Annotated in this window: 23 protein-coding genes and 1 pseudogene; 14 read left to right on the top strand and 10 right to left on the bottom strand. The window is 71.3% G+C overall.

What is annotated here, in order from left to right; genetic code table 11:
* The first annotated feature begins 5 nt into the window (after positions 1-5).
* Together ACIRD7_RS28655 and ACIRD7_RS28650 are read left to right on the top strand one after the other, a co-directional pair.
* Positions 6-1,292: an acetyl-CoA C-acetyltransferase gene (locus ACIRD7_RS28655; protein WP_403458082.1), complete on the top strand. Its 1,287-nt coding sequence runs from the start codon at positions 6-8 to the stop codon at positions 1,290-1,292.
* Positions 1,293-1,528: 236 nt separating this feature from the next.
* Positions 1,529-3,457 carry an AMP-dependent synthetase/ligase gene (locus ACIRD7_RS28650; protein WP_403458081.1) on the top strand — a complete coding sequence of 643 codons (1,929 nt, stop codon included), beginning with the start codon at positions 1,529-1,531 and terminating at the stop codon, positions 3,455-3,457.
* A 12-nt stretch (positions 3,458-3,469) separates the two neighbouring features.
* Here the strand turns inward: ACIRD7_RS28650 and ACIRD7_RS28645 are convergent, their stop codons facing one another.
* Both ACIRD7_RS28645 and ACIRD7_RS28640 read right to left on the bottom strand, forming a co-directional pair.
* Positions 3,470-3,856, bottom strand: a complete 387-nt coding sequence (locus ACIRD7_RS28645; protein ID WP_403458079.1) for a hypothetical protein — start codon at positions 3,854-3,856, stop codon at positions 3,470-3,472.
* Positions 3,853-4,116: a hypothetical protein gene (locus ACIRD7_RS28640; protein WP_403458078.1), complete on the bottom strand. Its 264-nt coding sequence runs from the start codon at positions 4,114-4,116 to the stop codon at positions 3,853-3,855. The genes ACIRD7_RS28645 and ACIRD7_RS28640 overlap by 4 nt, the downstream gene beginning before the upstream one ends.
* A 178-nt stretch (positions 4,117-4,294) precedes the next feature.
* On the opposite strand from ACIRD7_RS28640, the gene ACIRD7_RS28635 reads away from it, so the two are divergent.
* Both ACIRD7_RS28635 and kstD read left to right on the top strand, forming a co-directional pair.
* Positions 4,295-5,431: a sugar ABC transporter substrate-binding protein gene (locus ACIRD7_RS28635; RefSeq protein ID WP_403458077.1), complete on the top strand. Its 1,137-nt coding sequence runs from the start codon at positions 4,295-4,297 to the stop codon at positions 5,429-5,431.
* A 108-nt stretch (positions 5,432-5,539) separates the two neighbouring features.
* Positions 5,540-7,309, top strand: coding sequence for a 3-oxosteroid 1-dehydrogenase (gene kstD / locus ACIRD7_RS28630; protein WP_403458076.1), 1,770 nt, complete (start codon positions 5,540-5,542; stop codon positions 7,307-7,309).
* Positions 7,310-7,316: 7 nt separating this feature from the next.
* Here kstD and ACIRD7_RS28625 read toward each other — a convergent pair whose 3' ends face one another.
* The 4 genes and pseudogenes from ACIRD7_RS28625 to ACIRD7_RS28610 form a co-directional block, all read right to left on the bottom strand.
* Complete coding sequence (locus ACIRD7_RS28625; protein WP_403458073.1) at positions 7,317-7,967, bottom strand: class I SAM-dependent DNA methyltransferase; 651 nt, start codon at positions 7,965-7,967, stop codon at positions 7,317-7,319.
* Between the two features lie 28 nt (positions 7,968-7,995).
* Positions 7,996-8,238: a hypothetical protein gene (locus ACIRD7_RS28620; RefSeq protein WP_403458072.1), complete on the bottom strand. Its 243-nt coding sequence runs from the start codon at positions 8,236-8,238 to the stop codon at positions 7,996-7,998.
* Positions 8,239-8,438: 200 nt separating this feature from the next.
* Positions 8,439-8,753: an AzlD domain-containing protein gene (locus ACIRD7_RS28615; protein WP_403458071.1), complete on the bottom strand. Its 315-nt coding sequence runs from the start codon at positions 8,751-8,753 to the stop codon at positions 8,439-8,441.
* A pseudogene (locus ACIRD7_RS28610) lies at positions 8,750-9,431 on the bottom strand (AzlC family ABC transporter permease). Before ACIRD7_RS28610 ends, ACIRD7_RS28615 begins: the two are co-directional and overlap by 4 nt.
* 82 nt (positions 9,432-9,513) lie before the next feature.
* On the opposite strand from ACIRD7_RS28610, the gene ACIRD7_RS28605 reads away from it, so the two are divergent.
* On the top strand, positions 9,514-10,062 hold the full coding sequence (locus ACIRD7_RS28605; RefSeq protein WP_403458069.1) for a helix-turn-helix domain-containing protein: 549 nt from the start codon (positions 9,514-9,516) through the stop codon (positions 10,060-10,062).
* 103 nt (positions 10,063-10,165) lie between these two features.
* On the opposite strand, the gene ACIRD7_RS28600 is transcribed toward ACIRD7_RS28605, so the two are convergent.
* The gene (locus tag ACIRD7_RS28600) at positions 10,166-10,369 is read right to left on the bottom strand and encodes a cold-shock protein (protein ID WP_003992177.1); all 204 of its coding nucleotides are present in this window, start codon (positions 10,367-10,369) and stop codon (positions 10,166-10,168) included.
* A gap of 320 nt (positions 10,370-10,689) precedes the next feature.
* On the opposite strand from ACIRD7_RS28600, the gene ACIRD7_RS28595 reads away from it, so the two are divergent.
* The 5 genes from ACIRD7_RS28595 (at position 10,690) to ACIRD7_RS28575 (ending at position 15,871) form a co-directional block, all read left to right on the top strand.
* A complete protein-coding gene (locus ACIRD7_RS28595) occupies positions 10,690-11,550 on the top strand; it encodes a menaquinone biosynthetic enzyme MqnA/MqnD family protein (protein ID WP_403458068.1) in 861 nt (286 codons plus the stop codon).
* Positions 11,551-11,598: 48 nt separating this feature from the next.
* Entirely contained in the window at positions 11,599-13,260 is a 1,662-nt protein-coding gene (locus ACIRD7_RS28590) for a serine/threonine-protein kinase (protein ID WP_403458067.1), read from the top strand.
* Positions 13,261-13,262: 2 nt separating this feature from the next.
* On the top strand, positions 13,263-13,988 hold the full coding sequence (locus ACIRD7_RS28585) for a prepilin peptidase (RefSeq protein ID WP_403458065.1): 726 nt from the start codon (positions 13,263-13,265) through the stop codon (positions 13,986-13,988).
* Positions 13,989-14,058: 70 nt separating this feature from the next.
* Positions 14,059-15,258 carry a cyclic dehypoxanthinyl futalosine synthase gene (mqnC, locus tag ACIRD7_RS28580; protein ID WP_403458064.1) on the top strand — a complete coding sequence of 400 codons (1,200 nt, stop codon included), beginning with the start codon at positions 14,059-14,061 and terminating at the stop codon, positions 15,256-15,258.
* A gap of 7 nt (positions 15,259-15,265) precedes the next feature.
* Positions 15,266-15,871 (top strand): hypothetical protein, encoded by a 606-nt coding sequence (locus ACIRD7_RS28575; RefSeq protein ID WP_403458062.1) that lies wholly within the window; start codon positions 15,266-15,268, stop codon positions 15,869-15,871.
* Between the two features lie 14 nt (positions 15,872-15,885).
* Here ACIRD7_RS28575 and ACIRD7_RS28570 read toward each other — a convergent pair whose 3' ends face one another.
* A complete protein-coding gene (locus ACIRD7_RS28570; protein ID WP_403458061.1) occupies positions 15,886-16,902 on the bottom strand; it encodes a chitinase in 1,017 nt (338 codons plus the stop codon).
* Between the two features lie 225 nt (positions 16,903-17,127).
* Between ACIRD7_RS28570 and ACIRD7_RS28565 the strand changes: the two genes are divergently transcribed.
* Genes ACIRD7_RS28565 through ACIRD7_RS28550 form a run of 4 tightly spaced genes read left to right on the top strand, consistent with a single transcriptional unit; the run spans position 17,128 to position 21,535 of the window.
* On the top strand, positions 17,128-17,418 hold the full coding sequence (locus tag ACIRD7_RS28565) for a hypothetical protein (protein WP_403458059.1): 291 nt from the start codon (positions 17,128-17,130) through the stop codon (positions 17,416-17,418).
* A gap of 19 nt (positions 17,419-17,437) precedes the next feature.
* On the top strand, positions 17,438-19,708 hold the full coding sequence (locus ACIRD7_RS28560) for a bifunctional polysaccharide deacetylase/glycosyltransferase family 2 protein (protein ID WP_403458057.1): 2,271 nt from the start codon (positions 17,438-17,440) through the stop codon (positions 19,706-19,708).
* Between the two features lie 40 nt (positions 19,709-19,748).
* A complete protein-coding gene (locus ACIRD7_RS28555) occupies positions 19,749-20,843 on the top strand; it encodes an acyltransferase (RefSeq protein ID WP_403458055.1) in 1,095 nt (364 codons plus the stop codon).
* A complete protein-coding gene (locus ACIRD7_RS28550; RefSeq protein ID WP_403458054.1) occupies positions 20,840-21,535 on the top strand; it encodes a demethylmenaquinone methyltransferase in 696 nt (231 codons plus the stop codon). Before ACIRD7_RS28555 ends, ACIRD7_RS28550 begins: the two co-directional genes overlap by 4 nt.
* Here ACIRD7_RS28550 and ACIRD7_RS28545 read toward each other — a convergent pair.
* Both ACIRD7_RS28545 and ACIRD7_RS28540 read right to left on the bottom strand, forming a co-directional pair.
* Positions 21,522-21,833: a PASTA domain-containing protein gene (locus tag ACIRD7_RS28545; protein ID WP_403458051.1), complete on the bottom strand. Its 312-nt coding sequence runs from the start codon at positions 21,831-21,833 to the stop codon at positions 21,522-21,524. The two genes, ACIRD7_RS28550 and ACIRD7_RS28545, sit on opposite strands and share 14 nt — an antisense overlap.
* Positions 21,834-21,953: 120 nt before the next feature.
* The gene (locus ACIRD7_RS28540; protein WP_403458048.1) at positions 21,954-22,469 is read right to left on the bottom strand and encodes a GNAT family N-acetyltransferase; all 516 of its coding nucleotides are present in this window, start codon (positions 22,467-22,469) and stop codon (positions 21,954-21,956) included.
* Between the last annotated feature and the right edge of the window lie 2 nt (positions 22,470-22,471).

Genomic DNA, 22,471 nt, shown 5'->3' with positions numbered 1-22,471 from the left:
GGAGAGTGAGCTCCCTGTTGGCACCGTCGGTCCGGCGCGTGGCGATCATCGGCGGCACCCGTGTCCCCTTCGCCCGCTCGGACGGCCCGTACGCCACCGCGTCCAACCAGGACATGCTCACGGCCGTGGTCGACGGCCTGGTCGAGCGGTACGACCTCGGCGCTCCGGGCGCCGTCGGTGAGCTCGTCGCCGGGGCCGTCCTCAAGCACAGCCGTGACTTCAACCTCGCCCGCGAGACCGTCCTCGGCTCCCGGCTGGACCCGCGGACCCCGGCGTACGACATCCAGCAGGCCTGCGGCACGGGACTCCAGGCCGTCATCGCCGCCGCCAACAAGATCGCGCTCGGTCAGACCGAGGCGGCCGTCGCGGGCGGCGCGGACACGGCGAGCGACGCGCCCCTCGGCGTCAACGACGAGCTGCGCCGGATCCTGCTGGCGGCGCGCCGGGCCAGGTCGCTGAGCGGGCGCGTCAAGGCGCTGAGCCGGGTGCGGCCGTCCCATCTGGTCCCCGACATCCCGCGCAACGCCGAGCCGCGCACCGGGCTCTCCATGGGCGAGCACGCCGCCGTGACCGCCCGCGCCTGGAACATCTCCCGCGCGGCCCAGGACGAGCTGGCGGCCACGAGCCATCAGCGGCTGGCGGCGGCGTACGACCGCGGCTTCCTCCGGGACCTGGTCGTGCCCTTCCGGGGCCTGGACCGGGACCAGAACCTCCGCCCCGGCTCCACACCGGAGAAACTCGCCGCGCTGAAGCCGGTGTTCGGCCTCGACCGGCCCGATCCGACGATGACGGCGGGCAATTCGACGCCGCTGACGGACGGGGCGGCGGTCGTGCTGCTGGCGAGCGAGGAGTGGGCGGAGCGCCGGGGGCTGGAGCCGCTGGCCTACCTCACCGCCTACGAGACGGCGGCCGTGGACTTCGTGCGGGGCGATGTGGCGGACGGCGAGGACGGGCTGCTGATGGCACCGGCGTACGCCGTCCCGCGCATGCTGGAGCGTGCCGGACTCGCCTTCGCCGACTTCGACTTCGTCGAGATCCACGAGGCCTTCGCCTCCCAGGTGCTGGCCACGCTCGCCGCGTGGGAGAAGCGGGGTCTGGGCCCGGTGGACCGTGCCCGGCTGAACGTCACGGGCTCCTCCCTGGCAACGGGTCACCCCTTCGCGGCGACCGGTGCGCGGATCGTGGCGACGCTGGCCAAGTCGCTGGCGGAGAAGGGCGGTTCCGGGCGCGGCCTGATCTCGGTCTGCGCGGCCGGCGGGCAGGGTGTGACGGCGATCCTGGAGCGAAGGTAAGGATCGGGTGAGGCGAAGCTGAGTGCCCCTCACATAACCCCCGAGGTTGCACATACCCGGCTCCGGACCACCGTCGAACCCGCACAACCCCCACACGTGTGAGCCGTACGATCACCTCCCTAACCAGCGGTAACCCCTTTCCGCAGGCCTCCGCAGGTGAACGCCACGGTGCGCGAGGCACGTACGTCATGCAGCAAGCAGTCTTCCTCGCTGCAAGCCTGTCGCAGGAGCCGCCCGTGTCCACTTCGCTTCCTTCCTTCGCCCCCTCGGCGGCCTACGACGACGCTCCCGGACCGCACCTGGTACAGCCCGAGACACGGCGCCTGGACGGTGTCGTACGGGAGGCGTACGTACCGCCGTTCGCGCCGCCGGTGACCCATGGATCGCTGGCCGACCTGCCGTTCGACAACGCGGCCGCGGCGCCGGACGCGGTGGTCCTCAGCCGCCGGAACGCGGACGGGCGCTGGGTGGACGTGACGGCGGCTCAGTTCGCCGAGCAGGTCCAGGACGTGGCGAAGGGGCTGATCGCCGAGGGCCTGGTGCCCGGCGACCGGATCGCCGTGATGGCCCGCACGGTCTACGAGTGGACCCTCCTCGACTTCGCCGCCTGGGCGGCCGGACTGGTCACGGTCCCCGTCTACCCCACCTCATCCGTCTTCCAGACCCGCTGGATCCTCCAGGACTCCGGCGCGGTCGCCCTGGTCACCGAGACCGCCGCCCAGGCCGCCGCCCTCGGCCCCGAACTGGACCGGGTGCCCGACCTGCGCCACATGTGGGTGATGGACAAGGGCCACGTCGAGCGGCTGGGCGAGCTGGGCGCGCAGCAGCCGGACGGGGAGGTCGGCGTGCGGCGCGGGATGCTGGTGCCGGACACCCTGGCGACGCTCATCTACACCTCCGGCACGACCGGCCGCCCCAAGGGCTGCGCGCTGACGCACGGCAACTTCTTCACCGAGGTGGACAACGCGATCGAGCTGCTCTACCCGATCTTCAAGGCGCGCACGAGCGAAGAGGCCTCGGTGCTGCTCTTCCTGCCCATGTCCCACGTCTTCGGGCGCATGGTGGCGGTGGCCTGCGTACGGGCCCGGGTGCGCCTCGGACACGCGCCGAGCCTGAAGGCGGAGGACCTGCTGCCGGACCTGGCCGCCTTCCGCCCGACGTGTCTGCTGACCATCCCCTACATGCTGGAGAAGGTCTTCAACTCCGCGCGCGCCAAGGCCGAGACGGGCGGACGCGTGTCGTCCTTCGACCGCGCGGCCTCGGTGGCCGAGCGCTACGGCGAGGCGATGGAGGCCCGCGCGGCGGGGACCGGATCGGGCCCGAGCGCGGCGCTCAAAACCGCCCGCGCCTTCTACGACCCGCTGGTCTACCGCCGTATCCGCAACGCGATGGGCGGCCGGGTGCGGTACGCGATCTGCGGCGGCTCACCGCTCGGCCGGCGCCTCGCCGCCTTCTACACCGGCGCGGGCATCGAGATCTACGAGGGCTACGGCCTCACCGAGACGACGGCCGCGGCCACCGTCACGCCCCCGCTCAAACCCCGCCTGGGCACGGTCGGCTGGCCGCTGCCCGGCACCCGGGTCCGGATCGCCGCCGACGGCGAGATCCTCATCGCCGGCGACCAGGTGCTGCGCGGCTACTGGGACCCGGCCGCGGGCGGCGTGGTCCCGGCGGCGGCGGACGGCTGGCTGCCGACGGGGGACATCGGCGCCCTGGACGACGAGGGCTATCTGACCATCACCGGCCGCAAGAAGGAGCTGCTGATCACGGCCGGCGGCAAGAGCGTGGCCCCGGCGCCCCTGGAGAACTGGCTCCGCTCGCACCCCCTGATCTCCCAGTGCATGGTCCTCGGGGACCGCCGCCCCTATGTCACCGCCCTCATCACCCTGGACATGGACGGCGTCACCCACTGGCGCCGGATGAACGGCAAGCACTCCGTGCCCGCCGAACTCCTGGTGACCGACGACGAGTTGCGGGCGGTGCTGCAGCGTGCGGTGGACGAGGCGAACAAGCTGGTGTCCAGGCCGGAGTCGATCCGCCGGTTCGCCGTCCTGCCGACGGACTTCACGGAGACGGCCGGGCATCTGACGCCCTCGATGAAGCTGCGCCGGGAGGTGGTCATGCGGGACTTCGCGGCGGAGGTGGAGGAGTTGTACGTGAAGTAGGGGCGGCTGTGGCTAGCGGGTGAGGTCCAGGATGGGAACGCCTCGTCCGTCGTAGGCCTTGGCCGTGACCGTGGCGACCAGGGCGTCCGCACCCCAGTCGGGCAGATGGCGTGCGGCGTGTATGGCGGCGCCGATGCCCGGTGGCACGCCGTCGCGGCGCAGCTGGGCGACGGCGAGGGTGGCCGCGTAGTCCAGGTCGACGGTGTGGATCACTTCGAGCTGGCCGATGTGCTCGGCGAGGCCCAGGTAGTCCGCGTCGGCCTCCAGCACGCACAGTGTGGGAGTCCAGAGCCTGACCTCGGGCTCGAAGTGGGCCCGATGGACGAGAGAGGAGACCTGGCGGTTGCCGGACAGGGCGAGAAGTGTGGGGGTGTCCAGCACGAGATGGTGCTGGATCACGCGGCGGACCCCGTCCGGTCCGCGAAAGCACCACGCAGCTTGCGTCCCATGGCTGCGCTCTCCTCGTCCGTCACTTCGACGCCGAAGTGCTCGGCGAGGTAGGAACGGGTCCGCTCGGCTCGCTCACGGCGCTCCTCGTCGGTGAGCGTTGTGTCGGCGAATTCCTGTACGAGGGAACGGATCGACGTACCGCGGGATTCGGCGATGACCGCGAGGCGGTCTCGGACCTCGGAAGGGACCCGGATCATGGCATCGGACATGAGGTGAGTATACGTGGGCGTATACGTGCTCGGGGTGTCTATTCCCGGATCCGGATGAGTGACCGGACCCAACGGTTGCCGTCTCGTTACGACAACCTCTTGACGTGACATGCCGACCCCGCGTTGGCTACCGCCAACCCGGGTAGCAACGCCGCTCCTCCGCTTGGAAGGCCCAGTAGTGAACGCTCGTACCCCCCACACCCCCGCCGCGCGCCGCATAGGCACGGCCCTCGTCGCGTCCGTCTCGGCCCTGTCGCTCACCGCGTGCGGGGTCATCGACGGCATCGGGGGCGGTGACAGCTCGGCGTCGCCGGAGAAGGGGGACGACATCACGGTGGGTCTGCTGCTGCCCGACAAGGACACGGCGAGATTCGAGAAGTTCGACTACCCGCTCATCAAGAAGGAGGTCGGCACCCTCACCCACGGCCGGGGCAAGGTCGCCTACGCCAACGCCGAGGCGAGCCCCGACAAGCAGAGCCGGCAGTTCCAGCAGATGATCGACGACAAGGTGGACGTCGTCCTGGTGGACGCCGTGGACGCCAAGGCCATCGCACCGGACGTGGCGAAGGCCAAGGAGGCGGGCATCCCGGTCATCGCCTACGACCGCCTGGCCGAGGGCCCCGTCGACGCGTACGTCTCCCACGACAACGAGCTCGTCGGCGAGGTGCAGGGCCGCTCCCTCGTCGAGGCGCTCGGCTCCAAGGCCGCGACCAGCAAGGTCGTGATGATGAACGGCGACCCCGCCGACCCGAACACCGCCCGGTTCAAGAGCGGCGCGCTCCAGGAGCTCCAGGGCGAGGTGAACATCGTCAAGAAGTACGACACCGAGAAGTGGTCGCCCGAGGCCGCCGAGGCCAACATGAAGAAGGCGATCGCCGCCGTCGGGGCCGACGACATCGCCGCGGTCTACTCGGCGAACGACGGCATGGCCGGTGCCGTCATCGACGCGCTCGAGAAGGCCGGCGTCAGCAAGATGCCGCCGGTGACCGGGCAGGACGCGAACCTGGACGCGGTGCAACGGATCGTGGCCGGCGAGCAGTTCATGACGGTGTACAAGTCCTTCCTGCTGGAGGCGACCAAGGCGGCGAAGATGGCCGTGTACAAGGTCCAGGGCCGCAACATCGAGTTCGACGCGCTCACCCAGGACTCGGTCGACAACGCGACCGAGGACGACATCCCGGCCCAGCTGGCGACCGTGGTGGCCCTCACGCAGAACAACATCAAGCAGACGGTGATCCAGGACGGCGTCTACACCGTCGACCAGATCTGCACCCCCGAGTACGCGGCGGACTGCGCGCGGATCGGTCTGAAGTAACCGCCTCAACTCCCTTGCCCGGCGCTTGACTTCACGAGCCATCCCCGCCACATTCGCATTTCTGACACATCCTCAGAATCGCGGAGCGTCCAGGCGGGAGCTGTCCCCATGACCACCAGCGCCGACCCCTCACGAAGACATGTCCTCACCGCGGGCGCCGTCGGCACGGCCGCGGCCCTCGGCCTGACAGGTGCGGCCCAGCAGCCCGCCGGGGCCGCCGACCTCCCGCTGCTCGGCACCTACGACGTCGTGGTCGTCGGCTCCGGGGCCGCCGGCATGACGGCCGCCCTGACGGCCGCCAAGCAGGGCCTGAGCTGTGTGGTGCTGGAGAAGGCGGCCACCTTCGGCGGGTCCGCCGCGCGGTCCGGCGCCGGGATCTGGATCCCCAACAACTCCGTGCTCCTCGCGGCCGGCGTACCGGACACGCCCGCCAAGGCCGCCGCGTACCTCGCCGCCGTCGTCGGCCCGGAGGTCCCGGTGGAGCGGCAGCGGGCCTTCCTCGCGCACGGGCCCGCGATGCTCTCCTTCGTCATGGCCAACAGCCCGCTGCGCTTCCGCTGGATGGACGGGTACAGCGACTACTACCCCGAGCTGCCCGGCGGCCTCCCGAACGGCCGCTCCGTCGAGCCCGACCAGCTCGACGGCAACCTCCTGGGCGCCGAACTGGCGCGGCTGAACCCGCCGTACATGGACGTGCCCGCCGGCATGGTCGTCTTCAGCGCCGACTACAAGTGGCTGGCCCTGGCCGCGGTGAACGCCAAGGGGGCCGCCGTCGCCGCGCAGTGCCTCGCCCGTGGCACGGCGGCCGCCCTGCGGGGGGAGAAGCCGCTGACCATGGGGCAGTCGCTGGCGGCGGGGCTGCGGCTCGGGCTGCGCTCGGCGGGGGTGCCCGTGTGGCTCGGCACACCGCTGACCGACCTGTACGTCGAGGGCGGCGCCGTCAGCGGAGCGGTCGTCACCCGGGACGGCGGGCCCGGCCTGGTCCGCGCCCGCCGCGGCGTGATCGTCGGCTCGGGCGGCTTCGAGCACAACGCGGCGATGCGCGAGCGATACCAGCGCGCGCCCATCGGCACGGACTGGACGGTCGGCGCGAAGGAGAACACCGGCGACGGCATCCGGGCCGGGGAGCGCCTCGGCGCGGCCCTCGGCCTCATGGACGACGCCTGGTGGGGCCCGGCGATCCCGCTCCCGGGCGAGCCGTACTTCTGCCTGGCCGAACGCACCCTGCCCGGCGGCCTGCTGGTCAACGCCGCCGGCGCCCGCTTCGTCAACGAGGCCGCCCCCTACAGCGATGTCGTCCACACGATGTACGACGTCAACGACACCAGCCCCGCCATCCCGTCCTGGCTGATCGTCGACCAGCACTACCGCAACCGCTACCTCTTCAAGGACGTCCTGCCCGCCCTGCCCTTCCCGGACGACTGGTACGGCTCGGGCGCCGCCCACAAGGCCTGGACCCTGGACGCGCTCGCCACCTCGATCGGCGTGCCGGCGGCGGCCCTGCGGACCACGGTGGACCGCTTCAACGTACAGGCGCTGAAGGGGAAGGACCCCGACTTCCACCGGGGCGACAGCGCCTACGACCACTACTACACGGACCCCTACGTGCTGCCGAACTCCTGCCTGGCCCCGCTCTGGCTGCCCCCGTACCACGCCTTCCGGATCGTCCCCGGCGACCTCGGCACCAAGGGCGGCCTGCTCACGGACGCCCGCGCGCGGGTGCTGCGGGAGGACGGCTCGGTGATCCGGGGGCTGTACGCCGCCGGGAACGCGAGCTCGGCCGTCATGGGGCACAGCTACGCGGGCGCGGGCTCGACGATCGGCCCGGCGATGACGTTCGGCTACATCGCGGCGAAGGATCTGGCGGGGGTGCTGTAGACCGCGCCTAGGAGGCGGGTTTCCGGGCGATGAGGAACGCCTGCGGGGACGTCTCGTCGAGCGCCGGGTCCGGCTCGCGGACCGTACGGGAGACGAGGGCGAAGCCGGCCCCCGTCAGCAGCTCGGCGATGTGCTCGGGCCGGCGGCGCAGGAAGGTGAGCGCGACCGGGTGGCCGAAGGGCCGGTCGTGGTGCCGGTGCTCGTCACCGGCCTGGAAGGCGACGAGCACCGGCGCGCCCGGGGCCAGCACGCGGTGGAACTCGGCGAAGAGACCGGGCAGCCGGTCGACCGGCGTGTGGATCGACGAGTAGAAGGACAGGGCGCCGGCCAGCGCGCCGTCGGGCAGGTCCAGCTCCAGCATCGAGCCCCGCTCGAATCGCAGCCCGGGGTTCTCGCGCCGGGCGATCGCGAGCATCGACTCCGACAGATCGACCCCGAACACGGGTAGCCCCAGCGCGGCGAGCCGGGCGGTCGTGCGGCCCGGACCGCAGCCCAGGTCGGCCACCGGGCCGTCCCCGTCGACGAGTTCGGCGAACACCGCCAGGATCGCCCGCTCCAGGGGCCTGTTCGTCAGCTCGTCCTGGAAGAGGGTCGCGTAGTCCTCGGCGATGGCGTCGTAGAAGGTGCGGGTGGTGGCGAGGAAGTCGGCTTCGGTCATGGCCGGGGACCCTAGCGAAGGCCGCGGTCTACTCGCCCCGCTCCCGCTGTTCCCCGCCGCGCGTCCGGCCGGCCCCGACCGCGGCGCCGACGGCGATGCCCAGGCTCATGCCGAGTGCCAGCCCGAGCGCCAGATTGTCGAGGACGGCCGTCCCGAGCACGAGGCCGACGGCAGTTCCGACGGACAGCCCGAGGGACAGGCCCACAGCCGTCCCCTGGCCGGCGGCCGGCTCGCCGCCGCCCGCGTGGTCGGTCTCTTCCCCGTCGGTCATCCGGTGATTCTCCCAGGGCCGCAACGCTCAGGCCAACCCCGCCGCCCGCAGCAGCGCGGTGGCCCCGGCCGCCCCCAGCACCACCACCGGGAACGTCGCCCCGCGCCAGGCCAGCACGCCCGCGACCAGTACTCCGGGCCCACCCGCCGAAGCCGCCGCCCTCCTTCAGCGCGCCCGTCGCCAGCAAAGGGCGGCAACGCTCAGGCCAACCCCGCCGCCCGCAGCAGCGCGGTGGCCCCGGCCGCCCCCAGCACCACCACCGGGAACGGCGCCCCGCGCCAGGCCAGCACGCCCGCGACCAGCACTCCGGCGGTCCGCGCCCACCCCCCGAAGCCGCCGCCCTCCGTCAGCGCGCCCGTCGCCAGCAGTGCGACCAGCAGCACGACCGCGGCGGCGGCCAGCAACTCCTGGATGCGTGCGGGCAGGTCGACCCGCCCGTGCAGCGCCGGGCCGACCAGCCGGAAGGCGTACGTCCCCACCGCCAGCGCCAGGATCATGGCCACCGTGGCGTTCATGCCCGGACCTCCTTCTTACGGCCGTACAGGACCAGCCCCGCCAGCGCCAGCAGCACGGGCACACCCGCCGGGACGGCCGGTGTCACCGCCAGCGCCAGCGCGGCGCCGAGCAGCGCGCACCGCCGGATCCGGGCGTCCGCGCGCAGGGTGGGCAGGACCAGCGCCATCAGGACCGCCGGGAAGGCGGCGTCCAGGCCGTAGGTCGCCGTGTCGCCGAGCGCCGATCCGGCGAGCGCGCCCCCGAGGACACCCAAGTTCCAGGCGGCGAACAGACCGAGGCCGTTCACCCAGAACGCCGCCCGGCGCTGCCGCGGGATCTCCGGCTGGGCGAGCGTGAAGGCCACGGTCTCGTCGGTGACGAGGTGGGCGCCGAGGAAGCGGACCGGCCGGCCCCGCGTCGGCCACCGCCAGGCTGAACGCGGCCGTGCGGGTGTTCAGGAGCAGTCCGGTCGCCGCGGCGGCGAAGGGTCCGCCTCCGGCCAGCAGGACGCCGACCGCGCTGAACTGCGCCGATCCCGCGTACACGACCAGCGACATCACCACCGGCACCCAGACCGGCAGCCCGCCGGCCACCGAGATCGCGCCGAAGGAGACCCCGACGACCGCGCTCGCCAGCCAGACGAGTGCACTGTCGCGCACCAGAGGTGCCATCATCGGTGTTCGGAGAAGCGAACGCATGTTTTCCAGAATGAACACCTGGGCGCCCGTTCGTCAAGCCGAACGAACGTACCTGCAGAGCGAACGACGGGAAGTGACACGCATGAGCGAGCCCCTCACCTGGATCGCCGCCTCGCTGCGCCGCGAGCGCACCCGGGCCGGGCTGTCGCTGTCCGAGCTGGCCAAACGGGCGGGGATCGCGAAGTCCACGCTGTCCCAGCTGGAGACGGGTGGCGGGAACCCGAGCGTGGAGACGCTGTGGGCGCTGGGGGTCGCGCTCGGGGTGCCGTTCAGCGCGCTGGTGGAACCGCCGGCTCCGGCCGTTCAGGTGATCCGGGCGGGGGAGGGGCCCACGGTCGCCTCCGAGCGGGCCGACTACGTGGCCACCCTGCTCTCCGCCAGCCCGCCGGGCGCCCGCAGGGACCTCTACCACCTGCGCGCGGAGCCGGGGGCGGCCCGGGAGTCGGAGCCGCACATTCCGGGCAGCGTGGAGCACCTGATCGTCAGCACGGGCCGGGTGAAGGCGGGACCCCGGGGCGAGGAGGTCGAGTTGGGGCCCGGGGACTACATGTCGTATCGCGGGGATGTGCCGCACTCGTACGCGGCACTGGCGCCCGGGACGACGTTCGTGCTGGTCATGCAGCACGTCTAGGGCGCCGGGACAAAAGGCAGGAGCCCCGCTGCCTTACGGCACGGGGCTCCTTGGGTACTGCTATCTGTTCCGGATCAAAGCACCGGGCTCCGAGACCGAAGACTCAGACGGGGGTGACGTTCTCCGCCTGCGGGCCCTTCGGACCCTGGGTCACGTCGAAGGAGACCTGCTGGTTCTCCTCCAGCGAACGGAAGCCGCTCGCGTTGATCGCGGAGTAGTGAACGAAGACGTCGGGGCCGCCGCCTTCCTGGGCGATGAAGCCAAAGCCCTTTTCGGCGTTGAACCACTTCACGGTTCCGGTAGCCATAAGCCCTCCTTGGGCCCAAAGGGTTGCCCTGCTCCAGAACCCTGCAAGTGTGAAAACAAAATGCCGCACAACTGCATACGTCTGAAAACGACGAGAGCCCGCGGTCACATGCTCCGCAGGCTCTGTACTGCAAGGGAAACCAAACTGCAACTTGCGGCGAGCCTAGCACGCGGGCAGCCGAAAGCAATAGAGGTCAAGATCACGTCACCCGGACGTTTGAAGCCCTGTGTCGGATTGACGGGGCGGTGGTGGCCTTGGTGTCACCGGAGAGTCGCCACCCTGAAGCCTGCACGCTACCTCATGGGGTCTAGTCTCGCGATGTGGACAATTCTCGCACTCGGCCGCGCGTAGGCCACATCCAGTTCCTGAACTGCCTGCCCCTGTACTGGGGGCTCGCGAGAACGGGCACCCTGCTCGACTTCGAGCTGACCAAGGACACGCCGGAGAAGCTGAGCGAGCGGCTGGTGCGGGGTGACCTCGACATCGGCCCCATCACCCTCGTCGAGTTCCTGCGCAACGCCGACGACCTGGTCGCCTTCCCCGACATCGCCGTCGGCTGCGACGGCCCGGTGATGTCCTGCGTGATCGTCTCCCAGGTCCCGCTGGACGAGCTGGACGGCGCCCGGGTCGCCCTCGGCTCCACCTCGCGCACCTCGGTGCGCCTCGCCCAGCTCCTGCTCGCCGAGCGCTACGGCGTCCAGCCCGAGTACTACACCTGCCCGCCCGACCTCAGCCTGATGATGCAGGAGGCGGAGGCCGCCGTACTGATCGGGGACGCGGCGCTGCGGGCGAACCTGCTGGACGGCCCGCGCTACGGCCTGGAGGTGCACGACCTCGGCGCGCTGTGGAAGGAGTGGACCGGCCTGCCCTTCGTCTTCGCCGTCTGGGCGGCGCGCCGGGACTATCTGGAGCGCGAGCCGGTCATCACCCGTCAGGTCCACGAGGCGTTCCTCGACTCCCGCAACCTCTCCCTGGTGGAGGTGAGCAAGGTCGCCGAGCAGGCGGCGCGCTGGGAGGCGTTCGACGAGCACGTCCTGGAGCGGTACTTCACGACCCTCGACTTCCGTTTCGGCGGCCCGCAGCTTCAGGCGGTGGCGGAGTTCGCGCGCCGGGTGGGACCGACGACCGGATTTCCGGCGGACGTGAAGGTGGATCTGCTCCAGCCGCGAAGCGCGGGGTGATTCCGCACTAATCTGCTCACGTTCCTGACGGGGGAGGGGTGGACGCCGATGCAGCCGCTCGGAGTTGACGAGCCCAGGGTCGTCGGGCCCTACCGGCTGCTGGGCCGGCTCGGCTCCGGCGGCATGGGCCGGGTGTACCTGGGGCGCAGCGCGGGCGGCCGTACGGTCGCCGTCAAGATCGTGCATCCGCACTTCGCCCTCGACGAGGAGTTCCGCGCCCGCTTCCGCCGCGAGGTGGAGGCGGCACGCCGGGTGGGCGGCGCGTGGACGGCGCCCGTCCTGGACGCCGACCCGGACGCGGCGGTGCCGTGGGTGGCCACGGCGTACGCGGCCGGACCCTCGCTGTCGTCGGCGGTCGCGGACTCGGGTCCGCTGCCCGCGCATTCGGTACGGGCGCTGGGGGCGGGGCTCGCCGAGGCACTGGCGGCGGTGCACGAACTGGGCCTGGTGCACCGGGACGTGAAGCCGTCGAACGTCCTGCTGACGCTGGACGGCCCTCTCCTGATCGACTTCGGCATCGCGCGGGCCATGGACGGCACGGCGTCCCTGACCTCGACCGGCGTCTCGATCGGCTCCCCCGGATACATGTCGCCCGAGCAGATCGTCGGCAAGGGAGCCACGGGCGCGGCGGACGTGTTCTCGCTGGGCGCGGTGCTGGCGTACGCGGCGACGGGCGAGCCGCCGTTCTCCGGGGACTCCTCGGCGGCGCTGCTCTACAAGGTGGTCCACGAGGAGCCCGAACTCGACTCGCTGGACAGCGAGTTGCGGGAGCTGGTGGCGGCCTGCCTGGCGAAGGAGCCCGGCGCGCGGCCCACTCCGGGTGAGGTGGCCGGGCGGCTGGCCCCGCAGGGCGCGGCCCGGCTGGTGGCGGGCGGCTGGCTGCCGGGGGAACTGGTCGAGCAGGTCAGCCGGGGTGCCGTACGGCTGCTGAACCTGGAGGCGGGCGGGGACGTGGCGTCGGGGCCGGTGGCCTTCGAGGTCCCTTCGCAGGGGGTGCCCGAGACGGCGGGCGCGGATGTGCGGGCGGCGACGGCCGGGGTGTTCGGGCCGCCGCCCGTGATGCCGGCCTCGCTGACCGAGGCGCCCGCGGCCGAACCCCAGGACACCGTCCCGGCGGCGGACCAACGCCCGGGCAAGCTCTCCCTCTCCGTCGCGGCGGCCTCGACGCCCGGGGACGGCGGCCGCGGCCGGCGGATGAGCTGCACGGTCGCGCTGGCGGTCGCGGGGGCGCTGGCGGCGGTGACCGTGGGGACGGTGGTCGTCCTCGACCTGCTGCCGGACCGCGACCAGGACACCGACGCGGGCGCGGACGCCGCTTCCTCCCAGGCGCCGAGCAAGGAAGGCAGCCCGGACGCGGGCTCCGTCCCCGACCGCTACCTCGGCACGTGGGAGGGCAAGGCCACCGCCCTGGACGGCGCCCTGCCCGCCGGCACCTTCCGGCTCGTCGTGCACAAGGCCGACGTGGGCGACGAGGTGGGCACCCTCCGCCAGACCGACCTGCTCGGCGGCGTCTGCAACGACGTACTGACCCTGAAGCGGGCGACGGACAAGGAACTCGTCGTGACGTCCGTCGGGCGGAAGGACAACCACGGCGGCTGCAACCCGCGGCCGCACACCGTCCGGATCACACCGGCCGGCGAGGACCTCGTGTACCGCTCGGAGAGCGGTGACGAGGGCAATCCCGAGGCGCGTCTGTCGAAGGCCGAGTAGGGATGGCCACGCTCGTCGTGATCGGCGTCGCCCTGCTGTGGGGGGCGGCCGCGGGCGCCCTGCTGCCGCGGGCCGCGTACCGGTTCTCCGTCGAGGCCGAGGAGGACTGGCGCGAGCTGTGTCCCGACGGACATCCCCTCCCGGGCTGGCTCGGGCGGGCCCGCTGCTCGCGCTGCGCCACGCGCTACGGCCCCGGCGCTCCCGCGGTCGCGCTCACCACGGCACTCCTGTGCGCCGCTGTGGCCGCCGCCACCGACACCCGGCCCGAACTGGCGGTGTGGCTGCTGCTCGCTCCCGTCGGCGTCCTGCTCGCGCTCGTCGACCTCAGGGTGCGACGGCTGCCCGACGTGCTCACCCTGCCGCTCGCGGGCGCCGCGCTCGCCCTGCTCGCCGTGGTGGCGCTGGTGCCGGAACACGCCGGTGACTGGCCCACGGCCCTGTGGGGTTCGCTCGCTCTGGGCGCCGGCTATCTCGTGCTGCACCTCATCAATCCGGGCGGCATGGGCTTCGGCGATGTGAAGCTCGCGCTGGCGGTGGGAGCGGTGCTCGGCTGGTACGGCTGGGCGACGGTCATGCTCGGCACCTTCGCCGGGTTCCTGTTCGGGGCGCTGTACGGCTGGGGGCGCGTCCTCGCGCGGCGCGCCGGGCGCAAGTCGGCTGTCCCCTTCGGGCCGTTCCTGCTCGGCGGGGCGTACGCCGGGCTGCTGATCGGCGCGTACGCGGCCTGACCTCCGGGCCGCGAAAACGCTGGCGTAGGCTGGTCGGGTCCGTCCAACCCCTTGACGAAAGGGACCCCCGGTGACCGTGAAGGCCGACCTCCAGTCTGTGCTCGACCGTGCCGCGGCGGGCGGGCGGATCACCCCAGAGGAAGCGCTCGACCTCTACCGCGACGCCCCGCTGCACGCGCTGGGCACCGCTGCCGACGCCGTGCGCAAGCGCCGGTACGCGGGCACCGAGCACATCGCGACGTACATCATCGAGCGCAACATCAACTACACGAACGTCTGCGTCACGGCGTGCAAGTTCTGCGCCTTCTACGCCGCGCCCAAGGACAAGGCCAAGGGCTGGACCCGCGACCTCGACGACATCCTGCGCCGCTGCGCCGAGACCGTCGAACTCGGCGGCACCCAGATCATGTTCCAGGGCGGCCACCACCCGGACTTCGGCGTGGAGTACTACGAGAAGCACTTCGCGGCCATCAAGAAGGAGTTCCCGCAGCTCGTCATCCACAGCCTGGGGGCGAGCGAGGTCGAGCACATGGCCCGGATCTCCGGTGTGTCGGTCGAGGAGGCCATCACCCGGATCCACGAGGCCGGCCTCGACTCCTTCGCGGGCGCCGGCGCCGAGCTGCTGCCCGAGCGGCCGCGCAAGGCCATCGCCCCGCTGAAGGAGAGCGGCGAGCGCTGGCTGGAGATCATGGAGATCGCGCACGGGCTGGGCGTGGAGTCGACGTCGACGATGCTGATGGGCACGGGCGAGACCAACGCCGAGCGCATCGAGCACCTGCGGATGATCCGCGAGGTCCAGGACCGCACCGGCGGCTTCCGGGCCTTCATCCCGTACACCTACCAGCCCGAGAACAACCACCTGAAGGGCCGTACGCAGGCCACGATCTTCGAGTACCTGCGGATGATCGCCATCGCGCGTCTCTTCATGGACAACATCGCCCACATCCAGGGCTCCTGGCTGACCACCGGCAAGGAGATCGGCCAGCTGTCGCTGCACTACGGCGCGGACGACCTCGGCTCGATCATGCTGGAGGAGAACGTCGTCTCCTCCGCCGGTGCCAAGCACCGCTCCAACCGGATGGAGATCATCGACCTGATCCGCAAGGCGGGGCGCGTCCCGGCCCAGCGGACCACGACGTACGAGCACATCGTCGTCCACGACGACCCGGCGAACGACCCCGTCGACGAGCGGGTCATGTCCCACATCTCGTCCACGGCGATCGAGGGCGGCACGGCCCACCCCGAGCTGAAGATCCTCGCCTCCAACTGACGTACTCGTGCTGACGATTCACGCGGACTCCAGGGGGCGGGCGCTCGCCGTCAAAGGCGCGTGGATCGCCGACGCGGGGCAGTCGGCGGACCTGGTCGCCGCCCATCCGGGCGCGCGGGTGCGGCAGTGGCCGGGCATCCTCACGCCCGGCCTGGTCAACATCCACGGCAACGAGCTGCTGGAAGAGGCCTACCACCCCGATCCGCGCGAGGCCGACGAGCTGGGCACCGAGCCGCTGACCGGCGACGCGCTGGCTGCCCTGGAGATGGACGACGCCCGCTGGGGCGCGAGCGCACGGCGGTGCGTGCAGCGGATGCTGGCCCACGGCACGGTCCGGGCGGCGTGCGAGTCACTGCGCAACCGCGCGGTACGCGACGCCGTGCACCGTTCGGGGCTGGCGGTCATGGGCAGGATCGGCCGCCCCGACGGGACACCGGCGCTCGACCCGTACGACTCCGGGTGGCCGGTGCAGTTCGCGGAGCCGAGGGAGCGGAACTCGGCGGCCCGCTTCGCGGTGTTCGACGTGCGCGACGAGGAGGAACTGGCCGAGCGCGGCGCGGGGACGTGCGTGGCGACGGTGGCGGAGGGGCGGCTGGTGTATCGGCGGCGGTGAGGGTACGGCTGAGCTCACCCGGAGAACGCCTCCGCGAACGCCCCGTCCTCCTGCTCCACCCCGCTGCACTCGGTCAACGCGTCGTCCGACGCCGTGTCGTCATCGCACTGCCGGTCCCGGAACGTCGCCCACACGGACACCCAGCCGATCCCCTTCTCCTCGGCGAACTCGCGTACCTGCGCCGCGTCGTCGAGCGTGAACGTCTCGTTGTCGACGTCGTTCGTGCCGAGCATCGAGGTCAACGCCATCGCCTTCCACGCCGTCGCGTCCGACGTGCCGAAGACGTCCTTCAGCTGGGTGTGGGTGGCCCTGGCCGAGGCGAGCGCGTAGTCGCCCATGTCGCCGTCGTACGACTCGCCGTAGTTCATCGTCATGATGTTCACGGTGGAGACCTGCACATCGTGCTCGTTGGCGGACTCCAGCAGCGCCATGCTGTCGTCGTCGAGCCCCGACGGCATCACCGGCAGCGTGAAGGACACCTCGAGGTCGCTGCGCTCCTTCTGGAGCAGCGCGATCGCCTGTGAACGCAGGTCCACCGAGTCGGAGTCGGTCAGCTCGTCGCCCTCGATGTCGAAGTCGGCCTGCGAGGAGCCCGCCGCGTCCAGCGCCTTCCCGTATGCCTCCGCCAGTGCGGACGCGCTGTCACAACTCGCCGCCAGCTCCTTGCCGGAGGCGCCGCCGAAGGAGACGCGGACGGTCGAGCCGTCCTGCGTGAGCCGGGAGATACGGGACTTGACGGCCGAGTCGGAGACGGCGTCCGTACCGTTCCACCGGGGCGTGCAGTCGTTGCCGTCGGAGATGACGAAGGCCAGGTTGTACGTCGTCGGGGAGCCGGCGGAGTCGTATTCGGACGCCGTCGTGGCGCTGACGTAGGGGGCGTACGAGGTGCTCGTCGCGCTGGACTCGGAGGGCGCCGCGCTGGACTCGGGGGGTGCCGCGTCCGCCGTACCGTCCGAGCCCGCCGAGCACCCCGTGGTCAGCGCGAGCAAGCAGATGAGTCCGGCCGCCGATTTCCCTGAGTACGTTTGCATGCTGGAAACCTCTCATCACTGAGGGGCCGTTGCCGAAAACTCTCAGGGAGCGTACAGGCTAAGGCGTTTCTCATATGTGCCTCACATGAAGAGCGAGTTTGTGGCACATATAGCCTCCGTACTCTCCGGGGAATGCATTCCGAGCCTGTTATCGAAAGCCGCGCCGCCGGACCCCGTGTGCGCGGTCGCCGTCGCAAACGTGGCAACGGGTCCGCCGAAGGGCCCGTGTTCGTTGACAACTCCGGACGCCGCTCCAAGCTGCTGCGGCGCCTCGGCCTGCTCCTCGGCGTCGCCTGTCTCGGCTACGCGGTGGTGCTGGGCATGGCCTTCATGGGCGTCGGCACCTTGCTGAGCCCGTCCCAGCTGCTGCCTTTCGCGAACGGTCAGGGCGGCCCCGGCCCCGGCTACCAGCCGGGCGGCCGGGGCAACCGGATCGCCCCGCCCAGCGGCGCCCCGTCGGCGCCGTCCTCGGGCGCCCCCGCCCCGTCCGCGTCCGCCGACGCGTCCGCCCACTGACCGGAGCGCAGCGCCACTCATGACCACGACGACGCCCTCACGTCGCCGCCGCCGCGCCCCCTCCCGCATCGAGCGGGTGGCGGGCAGGGCCGCGGCCTTGCAAAAGCCCCGGGTCATCCTGGCCGGGCTGCTCCTGCTCGCGCTCACCAGCGTCATGCTGCTCGACGGCTATCTGCGCGCCGAGGTCGGCGGCGACCAGCGGGTGCGCACCGGGGCGAGCTCCGGCAAGGTCCCCGACAAGGTCCTCGACGGCGGCCCGATCCTCACCTTCCGGGGTGGCCAGGCCACCACCGTGTCCGTGCCGGAGAAGACGATCGCGCTCACCTTCGACGACGGTCCGAACCCCACCTGGACACCGCAGGTCCTGGCGATCCTGAGGAAGTACGACATCCCCGCCACGTTCTTCGTGGTCGGCTCGATGGTCTCGCGCTATCCCTCGATCGTCGGGGACATGGTCGAACAGGGCAACGAGGTGGGCATCCACACCTTCACCCACGTCGACCTCTCCTACCAGAGCGACGCCCGGGTCAACCGCGAGATGCAGCAGACCCAGCTGGCGCTCGCGGGCGCGGCCGGCATCACGACGACGCTGTTCCGGGCGCCGTACTCCTCGGAGACGGACGCCATCGACAACTACAGCTGGCCCGTCTACAAGAAGCTCGGCGAGGACGGCTACACCAGCGTCTTCGTCGACACCGACAGCGACGACTGGAAGCGGCCGGGCGTCTCGAAGATCATCAAGTGGGCCACACCGGAGGACGGCGAGGGCGCGTCCGTCCTGTTCCACGACGCGGGCGGCGAGCGGTCGCAGACGATCAAGGCGCTGCCCGCGTACATCGAGAAGATGAAGGCGAAGGGCTACACCTTCACCACGATCAGCGGCGCCATCCAGAAGCAGGAGGCGGCGAGCGGCGCGCAGGCACAACAGGGTGGCCCGAATGGCCGGGCCGGTGCGGGAGGCGCGGGGCCGGGAACATCGAACCTCCAGGCCGCCCACCGCGAGGCCACCGGCGCGACCCTGTACGAGGGCAAGGCCCTGATCGGTGCCGTGGCCGTGGCCGAGTGGGCGGTGCCGGTGCTGTCGGTGGGCCTCCTCGTCGTCGGCGTCGCCGTCCTGGGCCGCTTCGGCATGATGCTGATCCTCGCCCGGCGCCACTACCGGCAGCGCAACAGACGCCGGTTCGGCTGGGGGCCGACGGTGCACCGACCGGTGAGCGTGATCGTGCCGGCGTACAACGAGAAGGAGTGCATCGCCAACACCCTGGAGTCCCTTTCCAGGAGCACGCATCCGATCGAGATCATCGTGGTCGACGACGGCTCGACGGACGGCACCTCGGAGATCGCCCGGAACGCGGCCCACGCACTCGGCATGACCAACGTCCGCGTCGTCCGCCAGGAGAACGCGGGCAAGCCGGCCGCCCTGAACAACGGGGTGGGCAGCGCCAGTCACGACATCGTCGTGATGATGGACGGCGACACGGTCTTCGAGCCGGACACCGTACGGCAGCTCGTGCAGCCCTTCGCCGACCCCGGCGTCGGCGCGGTCGCCGGCAACGCCAAGGTCGGCAACCGGAACACCGTGATCGGCGCCTGGCAGCACATCGAGTACGTGATGGGCTTCAACCTCGACCGGAGGATGTACGACCTGCTGCGCTGCATACCCACCATCCCGGGCGCGATCGGCGCCTTCCGCCGCGAGGCGGTCCTGGAGGTCGGCGGCATGAGCGAGGACACGCTCGCCGAGGACACCGACATCACCATCGCGATGCACCGCGCGGGGTGGCGGGTCGTCTACCAGGAGCACGCGCGCGCGTGGACCGAGGCACCCGGTTCGCTGGGGCAGCTGTGGTCGCAGCGCTACCGCTGGTCCTACGGCACCATGCAGGCGCTGTGGAAGCACCGCAAGTCGCTCACGGACAAGGGTCCTTCGGGCCGCTTCGGCCGGGTCGGGATGCCGCTCGTCGTGATCTTCCAGATCGTCACGCCGGTCTTCGCGCCGCTCATCGACGTGTTCACCGTCTACTCGATGATCTTCGTCGACTTCAAGGCGGCCCTGCTGGCGTGGCTGGCGGTGCTGGCCGTGCAACTGCTGTGCGCGGCCTACGCCTTCCGTCTCGACCGGGAGAAGTACCGCTATCTGCTGATGATGCCGCTCCAGCAGCTGGCCTACCGGCAGATGATGTACCTGGTCCTCATCCACTCATGCGTCACGGCCATGACGGGCGGTCGGCTGCGCTGGCAGAAACTGAAGCGCACCGGCGAGGTGGGCACACCGGCGGGGGTGAGCTGAGGTGGGGTCCCACCGGAGAGGGGGCCCCGCTGTCACGGACGTGGGGACCTCGGGCTCGGCACCCGCACCCGAACGGGCCGGACGCGACCGGTACTTCGACACCCTCCGAGCCGTCGCCCTCGTCCGCGTGGTCACGTACCACACCTTCGGCTGGGCCTGGGCGGGCATGGTCTTCCCCTCGATGGGGGTCATGTTCGCCCTGGCCGGCACCCTCATGGCGAAGTCCCTGGAGCGCCCCGCGCTCAAGGTGGTGCGCGGCCGGATGCGCAGGCTCCTGCCCCCCTTCTGGTTCTGGGGCTTCTTCGTGGTCGCGGCGATGCTGATCCACGGCTGGATACCGGGATGGCAGATCGTCTACTGGATCGTGCCGCTGGGCGACCCGCCGGGCGACGCGTGGGCCGAGCAGGCGTGGGAGATCCTCTGGTACCTGCGGACCTACCTGTGGTTCGTCCTGCTCTCCCCGCTGCTGCTCAAGGTCTTCCGCCTGGCCCCGGTGGCGGTGCTGCTCCTGTCCCTGTCGCCGATCCTGATCGTCCACTTCGCCTGGGAGCCCCCGGACAACCGGCTCGGCAGCGCGCTGGCCGACCTGGCCACGTTCCTCTTCTGCTGGATCCTCGGCTTCGCGCACCGCGACGGCGTGCTCCAGCGGCTGAAGCCGTTCGCGGTCGTCGTCCTCTCGCTCGCGGCGCTCGGTTACGGCGGCTGGTACGCCTTCACCCACCAGGCCGAGACCGGCACCTACGACCTGGACGACATCCCGCTCGCGCAGGCCTTCTGGTCGGCCGGCTATGTGACGCTGCTGATGTACGCCAAGGCGCGCTTCAAGGCCGACTTCGCCGGGCTCACCACCTTCCCCCGCCTCGACCGCCTCGTCACGATCTTCAACTCGCGTGCCGTGACGATCTACCTCTGGCACGAGATCGCCCTGATCCTGGCCGTCCCGCTGATCGACCGGTTCTGGAACGTGCCCGCGTTCGAGAAGTACCTGCCGCTGGAGAGCCAGTGGTTCATGCTCGGCGTCGGCTGGATCCTGATCGCGGTCTTCGTGCTGCTGTGCGGGTGGGTGGAGGACGTGGCCGGGAAGAAGAAGCCGAAGCTCGTGCCCGGAGGCCGTACTGCCACAATGGGCCCGTGACCCGCGCATCCCTGGACAAGCAGCCGCACGAAGTCGCTTCGATGTTCGACAACGTGGCGGAACGGTACGACCTGACCAACGACGTGCTGTCGCTCGGCCAGGACCGCAGATGGCGCAAGGAGGTCGCGAAGGCCGTCGACGCCCGCCCGGCGCAGAAGATCCTCGACCTGGCCGCCGGTACGGCCACCTCCTCGCTGCCCTTCGCGCGGACCGGCGCGTACGTCGTGCCCTGCGACTTCTCGCTCGGCATGCTCCAGGTCGGCAAGCGGAAGAACGGCTGGCTGCCGTTCACGGCGGGCGACGCGACGCGGCTGCCGTTCAAGGACGACACCTTCGACGCCGTGACGATCTCCTTCGGGCTGCGCAACGTTCAGGACTTCGACGCCGCGCTGCGCGAGATGTACCGGGTGACGCGGCCCGGCGGACGGGTCGTGATCTGCGAGTTCTCGCACCCGACCTGGGCGCCCTTCCGCACCGTCTACACCGAGTACCTGATGCGCGCCCTGCCCCCGGTCGCGCGCTCGGTGTCCTCGAACCCCGACGCGTACGTCTATCTCGCCGAGTCCATCCGCGCCTGGCCCGACCAGCCGGCGCTGGCGGAGCGGCTGCGCAAGGCGGGCTGGTCGAAGGTGGCCTGGCGGAACCTGACGGGCGGGGTCGTCGCCCTGCACCGCGGGTTCAAGCAGAGCTGACCACGGGGTACGGGTCACCGGGCTCGTCGAGCTCGCGCTCCATCCCGCCCGAGGGCGGCCGCGGAATGCGCGGTTCGCGTACGCCTCCGCCGCCCTCGCCCTCACCGAAGTCGAACCAGATGTAGACCATCGAGTCCCGCGGCACCTCGGCACCGGGCTGGGGATACTGGCGTACGACGTAGTCGACGACGGTGAGGTGGAAGTCCGGCCGGTCCGGTGCGCTCAGGGACAGGCCGTGCGACTTCGCCGCCTCGCGCGCGTCCATGGCCATCAGTCCGACGAGTTTCGGTACTCGCACCTCGGGCGTTTTGGGTGTTATGCGCACAGATGTCACCCCCAGCGGTACTGGCAGGGTAACCGCCCCGGGGTGTTGTCCGGAAGCTTCAAGTACCTTTCTGTAACAGTCGGTTACTCAGGGTTACTGCTCCGCGAGACCGAGCCGGTAGCAGTGCCCCCGCTGCCGGGCGTCCGGCGTCGTGAACACCTCGGCCAGCTCCATCCCCAGCCGCCGCGTCACCGCGATCGACCGGGTGTTGCGGGCGTCGACCATCGCCACCACGCCCGGCACCCCGGCCGCCCGCACCCGCTCCACCGTCATCCGCGCGGCCGCCGTGACATAGCCCCGGCCCCAGTACTCCCGCCCGAGCCGCCAGCCGATCTCGATCTCGCCGGTGGGGCCCCACTCCCGCTCCCAGGGCTGGGCGCCGGTGAAGCCGATGACCCGGCCGTCCTCGTCGAGCATGGTCCACAGGCAGAACCCCCGCTCGGCGTCGTGCCGGCGCTGGCGGGCGGTGAGCTCCTCGTAGAGGGACAGCTCCGCGGCCCGGCCGCCGTGGAACTCCATGACGTCGGGGTGGGCGAAGACCCGGTGCCAGGCGACGGCGTCCTCGTCGGTGGGCACACGCAGCCGTACTACGGGCAGAGCTCGGTTCACAG

Source organism: Streptomyces sp. NPDC093568, assembly GCF_044764945.1.
Taxonomy (GTDB): domain Bacteria; phylum Actinomycetota; class Actinomycetes; order Streptomycetales; family Streptomycetaceae; genus Streptomyces.
Note: the sequence above shows the minus strand (reverse complement) of the source record. Positions and strands in the feature narration are given on the sequence as shown.